A 6,158-nucleotide genomic window follows, 5' to 3' on the forward strand; every position below is an offset into this window, starting at 1 on the left:
ATCAACGCGGTAGTGTGGGCACAATCGACTCGCCGACGCGATGCAAGACCGTGCACGGATTCTCGAGATCGTCTCGACTTGCCCGGCCCTGAACCCTCAATTGCACGACCCCCTGGGATGCCGGGAACAAAACATCGCAATCGAGATCCTTGGACGCGCCCTCCACTCTGAATTGCCGCCCCGGACGGCCTGCGACGGTGACGTCCTCGAAGTCGACGTTCCCAGGCTTGCGCTCGAACTCTGACACGGTGCGACCGGTAGAAAACACCGTGACGAAGTACTTGGGTCCGTCCCACCTACAGATCTCCCAGCCGGACTGATGAACTCCAGCGATGCCGGACTCCTCGGTGGCCGGATCGACTCCCGCCGCCCGCACCGCCTCATCGGGAATCCCCGTGCACGGGTTGAACAGAGCTTGGGCCGCAGTCGTCCTGGAAGCCGTCGGCGATCCGCTCGTGGTGTCCTCACAGCCGACAACCCCGGTCGCCAGCGCACCGATAAGCAGTACCAACGTGATTCGACGCCTCATCCCCACCCTCTCGACCCGCGACGACTCAGGTTCGCCAACATTAGCAGACCACCACATGGTGTTCCCCTGCCTGCGCCGGTCCTGCGGGTGTCCGGAGCGCGCCGGATGCGACGCGGCCTGTGGCTCGGGCGCCGCGCGCTGGCTGAAGGGCTGTCCGCGTTCGGGGGTAGCGGGTTTGGTCCCGGATCTAGGGTGGCAGTGCAGTAACGAGCTGAACGAAAGCTAGGACATACGACTGAGTTCGACTGATTTCCGAAGGAGCTAATCGATGAAGTTTGGCAAAATCGCCGCCGGGTTCGCGCTGGCCGCTGCCGCAATCTCTCTCGCTCCCGCCGTTGCCTCCGCCGATGACCCGGAGTTTCCGCGCAACGGCATCATTCCACCGGGGACCTACCACATCGGGCGTGGCCCCTCCAATGTGATCGGATCGCCTATCGAGAACTGCGACTTGCAAGTTTTCGTGGACGGCAAGACCGTGGTGCTGGTCTGCGGCACCTCCAGCCGGAGCGGGCATCAGACGCCGGTCGGACCGGACGAGACGTATGTTTCGTTCGACTTCGTCCCCTTCGGGCTCGATCTGCATGATATCGACCCTCGGCAGGGACTTTGGTCGGGAACGGTGAACGTCGCCGGGACCCCGATCATCGCTCCGTACCCGCTGGCAGCAGTCTGGCTCAGCCGCCGTTGAGCCGGCCACGCCGCGTGATGCGGCGTAACTCCTGCCGGTAGTCGAGACAACGACGGCCCGGGCGTCGACTGCGAAGCCGAAAGCCCGGGCCGTTCGTCGCGAACTCAGAGGTCGGAGCGCGAACCGAACGCACCATCCCTAACACAGGCGGTGAAGGAGTTCCATTGGCCCCGCGTGAAGTTCAACGCCGGACCGGCCGGGTTCTTCGAATCACGGACACCGACGTGCCCAGCTTCGAGCCACGCGACTTCGACACACGCATCGGCCTCACCACTGTGGACAGACTTGAACCACTTTGCCCCAGATAGGTCGATGGTCATTGTTCGGATCTCCTCGCCATGTTCCTGAGCAAGTCTCTCGATCGTTGCTCATCCAGCGCAGCACCATTGACGGCCTCGTGAATCACCCGGAAGCGGTTCACATCGTCCTCCTCCTCGAAGATCATTGTCCCTATCGCACCTTCGGTGTAGACAACGGACGGCTCGTTATGCGGGAAGTCGATGATGATGTACGGCGGTACCGCCACCCCTCCCGGGAATCCGGCAGCGAAGGGAACGACTCGGATGGAGACGTTATCTCGCGTCCCCATGTCAGCAAGGTGACGGTATTGCGAAGACATGATCCGCATAGAACCGACAACAGTACGCAGAGCTGATTCATGCACCAGGAATTCGGCCTGCATCGGTTTGTGCTTGCGGGTAAGTATTGCTGATCGCCGTATTCTCCGCTCCACGCGCCAGTCGGTCTCTTCGGAGGCACCCGTCGACGCAGATGATCGCACATTGCGGGCATAGTCGGGAGTCTGCAACAGGCCCGGTATGATGAGCGTTTGGAAGAAGTGCAATCCTGTTGCCGCAGCCTCCAATTGAATATACGTGTTGAACCCAGGACGTACCAGATCCCGGAAGTCCTCCCACCACGGTTTCACACGCGCCTGCTCGGCGAGTGTTTTCAGGTACCCGATCCGCTCCTCCGGTAGCCCGTAGTACTGGCAGATGAACTCGACATCCCGAACCTTGATCTTCTCGTTCTGCCCTAGCTCCAGCCGCCCGAGCGACGATCGGCTGATCTCCAAGACCTCGGCTACCTGTTCGAGGGTGTAGCCGTTGGCCTGACGCGCGTCGCGCAGTGCGCGGCCCAACTGGCGACGCGGCAGCGTCGTCCGGCTGATGTCCGACTTGCTACCGACCATTTCCGCTGTGTCCTCCCCTGCTTTCCCACGGTCTTCCTTGCTTTTTCCCACGCCGAGAAGCGACGTGCGCCCAACTCGGGAAGCGTTCAGTGCGTATGCACCGGTTGCTGGGCACCGGCCGTTTCGAGCCTCCCCTCGCGCGCACGCCCCGCAGCATATGCACATGCCCGAACCACACGGAACAGAACTCGAATTCGTGACGAATTCCCGCACAGCGGAACTCGAGACACGCAATCACCAGCCCGCAAGCCACGGGACGGGGCCGCACCTTCACGAAAGCCGGGCGGCGAACGCTCTGCTCGTTCCGCCCGGAATCTGCCACCAGGCGGACGTGCGACTGGCTCACGAGCAGATGCGGGCCCACCTGGGCTGCCGAATCGAGCGGTGTGCGTGGAAGGCGGCGGCATATCGCACACTGGTGTTCACGGGACGACTGACACCGCAGGCGGTCAGTCATCGCGAACGCGCCGCCGAACGGGGCATGGACTTCCCGTCACATGACAGAACCCGTAGCGTCGATCACACACTCGACGTGCACACGATTCAGGCGGTGCTGGAACGGTTGTCGGCGTTGGCGACGCCGCCGGAAGTCCTGCGGGGGTGACCCGGGTGCATCGGACCACGGTGGGAGCCATGCAGGCAGGCTGGCGGGTAGTGCGAAGCCGCATCGAAGTCGTATTCCTGCGCGACGAAGCCGACCCGCTACCTGCCTACCGGCTGCGCAACAACGGCGATACGGTGCCGATTCCATTGGGCCAGAATGGCTTCATCGCCTTCGACGAGCGCGCGTTGCCTGATCTGGCGCAGGTGCGCGAATGGTTCCCGCGCCACTTCCGTCTCTGGGACGCCGTACGCGCCCAGTTCTGGGAGGTCGTACTGCCCACCGGCGGGGCACGAACCACGGATCTCTCCCTACCGCCCCGGCCGGGCGAATGCGCCTGACCGAGTCCACGACCCCGTACGAGTAGCCGAGAGCGAAATGTCCAAGCGAGGAAATCAACCGCGACCCGAGTCGCGAAAGACGCGCACCCCCATCCGATACCCACCTCGGCCCACGATCGACTCGATACTCACGACAATGATGGCCGAACGCCGCGCGGATCCCGCCGGCACCGACACCGTGCACTTCTGGGGGTTCGCCCACGCGGAGAACTCCACCGCACAAGACGCGGCCCACACCGCGATAGCGCTCGATCCCGACGCCGAGCGCTCCCCCATCCTGGACTCGGCCGAATGGCTGATCCGGCGATTCACCCGCCGCGTGTGGGGCTTCGGCCTGGCCTACCTGACGGTGGGCGAGATATTCCCCGGAGCCGACGGCGTCCCGCCCGACGCGCTACAGGCCGCGAAGGCGGGGCGGCTGAGCGAACGCGCCACCGCCGACCCCATGTGCGCGGCAACGATTTTCGATGCCCGAGCACGCGCCTACACGGCGTTGACCTACACGCACCTGCCCGAACTCGGTCCGACGCCCACCTGGGTAAGCGACACCCGCGCGTCCACCGACGCCTGGATCACCCTGTTCGACCAGCGCGCCGTCGTGGCACACGCCTGGGCGGCGGCCATAACGCTGGATCCGCAGGCGAACCACGCCGCCATAACGCGCCTACGGTCGCTCTGAAGCACCCGGCACTTTCGGTCCGAGGGCGGATCGATAATTGTGTTGGCCCCGCCCGGGCGCATTGTTAAGGTGTGGGCGTGAATTCCCCGGAGGCGTCCAGACGGTAGCCGCCCGGCATACGCGCCGGGCGGCGTTGTGAATGCAGAAACTGCTGTTCGTAGCGCGATCAGCAGGTTTTTCGCGACGCCGGACGATGTCTGCCTCTCCGCGATCGGGCGATGATTCGCCGGATTTCGCGACCATCTCGGGTGCCGCGTCCTCTGCGTGGCGCCCTTATCCGGGGAGTTGTCCTTCTATGCCCATTGTGGTGTTCGTGCTGGCTGTGGCGGTGTTCGCGCAGGGCACGTCCGAATTCATGGTGTCGGGGTTGCTGGAGCGGATCGCCGACGATCTCGGCGTCTCGCTCGGCACGGCCGGTCTGCTGACCTCGCTGTTCGCGGCGGGCATGGTGCTCGGCGCACCGGCGATGGCGGTGGCGGCGGGCCGGTTGCCGGTCCGGCACTCGGTAGCGGCGTTCTTGGCGGTGTTCTGCGTGACTCATCTCGTCGGTGCGGTGACCGGCGAATTCGCGGTGCTGCTGACGACCCGGGTCGTCGCGGCGATCGCCAACGCGGGATTCCTGGCCATCGTGCTGGCCGCTCTGCCGCGCTTGGTCGACCCGGCCGCGGTGGGCCGCGCGACCTCGGTGGTGGTCTCCGGAGTGACCGTGGCCTGCATCGCCGGTGTGCCGGCCGGGACTTTGCTGGGACAGGTGTGGGGTTGGCGTGCCGCGTTCTGGGCCGTCGCCGCCATCAGCGGTGCTGTGGTGATCCCGGTATGGGCGATGGTGCCTCGCACTGTGCGCGCCGGTGATCGGCCGACGCCCCAGGGCCCCGCTTCGGTGAAGGAGTGGACGGTGCTCGGCACACGCCCGGTTCTCGTCGCGGTCCTGGTCGCGATACTGGTGAACGCCGCGACATTCGCGGGGTTCACGTTCCTCGGTTCGATCACCGCCGGACTCGCCGAGCCGGGCAGCCGCTGGGTTCCGATCGTGCTGGCTCTGTTCGGCATCGGATCGTTCGTCGGCGTGACGTTCACCGGCCGCTACAGCGACCGTCATCGAGAGCGAATCATCACGCTCGGTACGAGCGGGCTCGTCGGAGTGTGGCTGCTGGCCGCTTGGACCGCGCACACCCTGCCCGGGGTGGCGATCATGGCGACGGTGTCCGGGGCGATCGCGTTCGGGGTGGGATCGACGCTGATCGCGACGATCGTGCAATCCGCCGCGCCCGCCGCGCCACGGATCGCGGGCGCGCTGGCCACCACCGCGTTCAATATCGGCGCTGTTCTCGGCCCCGCCACCGCCGCCGTGGTCGTCGACCACACCGGTCAGCCCGCGAAGGCATTGTGGTGCGGCGCCGCCTTCACGATCGCCGCGATGGCTGTCGTCCTGCCCTCGCGAAGGCCGGTGGCACTCCGAGCGGCGACCGCCGCGGCCCCGGCGGGAGACCCGATCGAGTGAAGCTGGCGAATTACCGCTAATAGACTTGACGAACCGCATATCGAGATGCCACTATCAATATGGGAAGACACGAGAAATCATGTGTCTATTTCTTGATGTCCTCGACATCGGCCAAGTTTGGGTGTAATTTAAGGCTTCGCGCCGGGTCGCGTGCTGTCCAACTCTCGAAATTCGAATGACTGTGGAAAGTGGCACTGTCTGCGTGCCACCTTCTACCCGTTGTTGTCGAGGCATGTTCGGGCACAGTCCAGCACGGTGCGCACAGGAGAACTACCGCCCACAGGACAAGCAGATACCGCGGCGACCACGCGAACGTGTGGGCGGCGTGAGGTGCTGGAAGGACGCATCTTGACAATCTCGAGTCAGGCCGACGTCGATGCAGGAATGCCCGTCGAGACCGGGGTCTCCGGGGCGCCGAAGCGGGTCTCGTTCGCCAAAATTATTGAGCCCCTCGATGTTCCGGGGTTGCTGGATATCCAGCTCGATTCTTTCGATTGGTTGATCGGTGCGCCCGCCCGCCACGAACGGGCGGCGGCGCGCGGCGACGCACGGGCGGGCGGATTGGCGGAGGTGCTCGAGGAGCTCTCCCCGATCGAGGATTTCGCCGGAACGATGTCGCTGACCCTG

At 64.9% G+C, this 6,158-nt stretch carries 9 protein-coding genes; 6 read left to right on the plus strand and 3 right to left on the minus strand.

The window, feature by feature from the left end:
• Position 1: 1 nt before the first annotated feature.
• Positions 2-529: a DUF3558 domain-containing protein gene (locus tag NA8_RS22110; RefSeq protein ID WP_084466996.1), complete on the minus strand. Its 528-nt coding sequence runs from the start codon at positions 527-529 to the stop codon at positions 2-4.
• A gap of 268 nt (positions 530-797) precedes the next feature.
• On the opposite strand from NA8_RS22110, the gene NA8_RS22115 reads away from it, so the two are divergent.
• Positions 798-1,217 (plus strand): hypothetical protein, encoded by a 420-nt coding sequence (locus tag NA8_RS22115; RefSeq protein WP_063052259.1) that lies wholly within the window; start codon positions 798-800, stop codon positions 1,215-1,217.
• 104 nt (positions 1,218-1,321) lie between these two features.
• Here the strand turns inward: NA8_RS22115 and NA8_RS33025 are convergent, their stop codons facing one another.
• Both NA8_RS33025 and NA8_RS22120 read right to left on the minus strand, forming a co-directional pair.
• A complete protein-coding gene (locus NA8_RS33025) occupies positions 1,322-1,537 on the minus strand; it encodes a DUF397 domain-containing protein (protein ID WP_084466991.1) in 216 nt (71 codons plus the stop codon).
• The gene (locus NA8_RS22120) at positions 1,534-2,460 is read right to left on the minus strand and encodes a helix-turn-helix domain-containing protein (protein WP_169810539.1); all 927 of its coding nucleotides are present in this window, start codon (positions 2,458-2,460) and stop codon (positions 1,534-1,536) included. The genes NA8_RS33025 and NA8_RS22120 overlap by 4 nt, the downstream gene beginning before the upstream one ends.
• Positions 2,461-2,572: 112 nt before the next feature.
• Between NA8_RS22120 and NA8_RS34440 the strand changes: the two genes are divergently transcribed.
• From NA8_RS34440 to NA8_RS22145, 5 genes are all read left to right on the plus strand, one after another.
• Positions 2,573-3,013 (plus strand): hypothetical protein, encoded by a 441-nt coding sequence (locus NA8_RS34440; protein WP_084466993.1) that lies wholly within the window; start codon positions 2,573-2,575, stop codon positions 3,011-3,013.
• Between the two features lie 5 nt (positions 3,014-3,018).
• The gene (locus NA8_RS22130; protein WP_157106841.1) at positions 3,019-3,351 is read left to right on the plus strand and encodes a hypothetical protein; all 333 of its coding nucleotides are present in this window, start codon (positions 3,019-3,021) and stop codon (positions 3,349-3,351) included.
• Positions 3,352-3,487: 136 nt separating this feature from the next.
• Positions 3,488-4,030, plus strand: coding sequence for a hypothetical protein (locus NA8_RS22135; protein ID WP_063052263.1), 543 nt, complete (start codon positions 3,488-3,490; stop codon positions 4,028-4,030).
• A 295-nt stretch (positions 4,031-4,325) separates the two neighbouring features.
• On the plus strand, positions 4,326-5,531 hold the full coding sequence (locus NA8_RS22140) for a Cmx/CmrA family chloramphenicol efflux MFS transporter (RefSeq protein WP_063052264.1): 1,206 nt from the start codon (positions 4,326-4,328) through the stop codon (positions 5,529-5,531).
• Between the two features lie 330 nt (positions 5,532-5,861).
• Positions 5,862-6,158 (plus strand): hypothetical protein (locus tag NA8_RS22145; RefSeq protein ID WP_245663945.1); only part of this gene is annotated, 297 nt, incomplete at its 3' end.

Origin of the sequence: Nocardia arthritidis NBRC 100137 (assembly GCF_001612765.1) — a bacterium.
In the GTDB taxonomy this organism is placed as follows: Bacteria; Actinomycetota; Actinomycetes; order Mycobacteriales; family Mycobacteriaceae; genus Nocardia; species Nocardia arthritidis.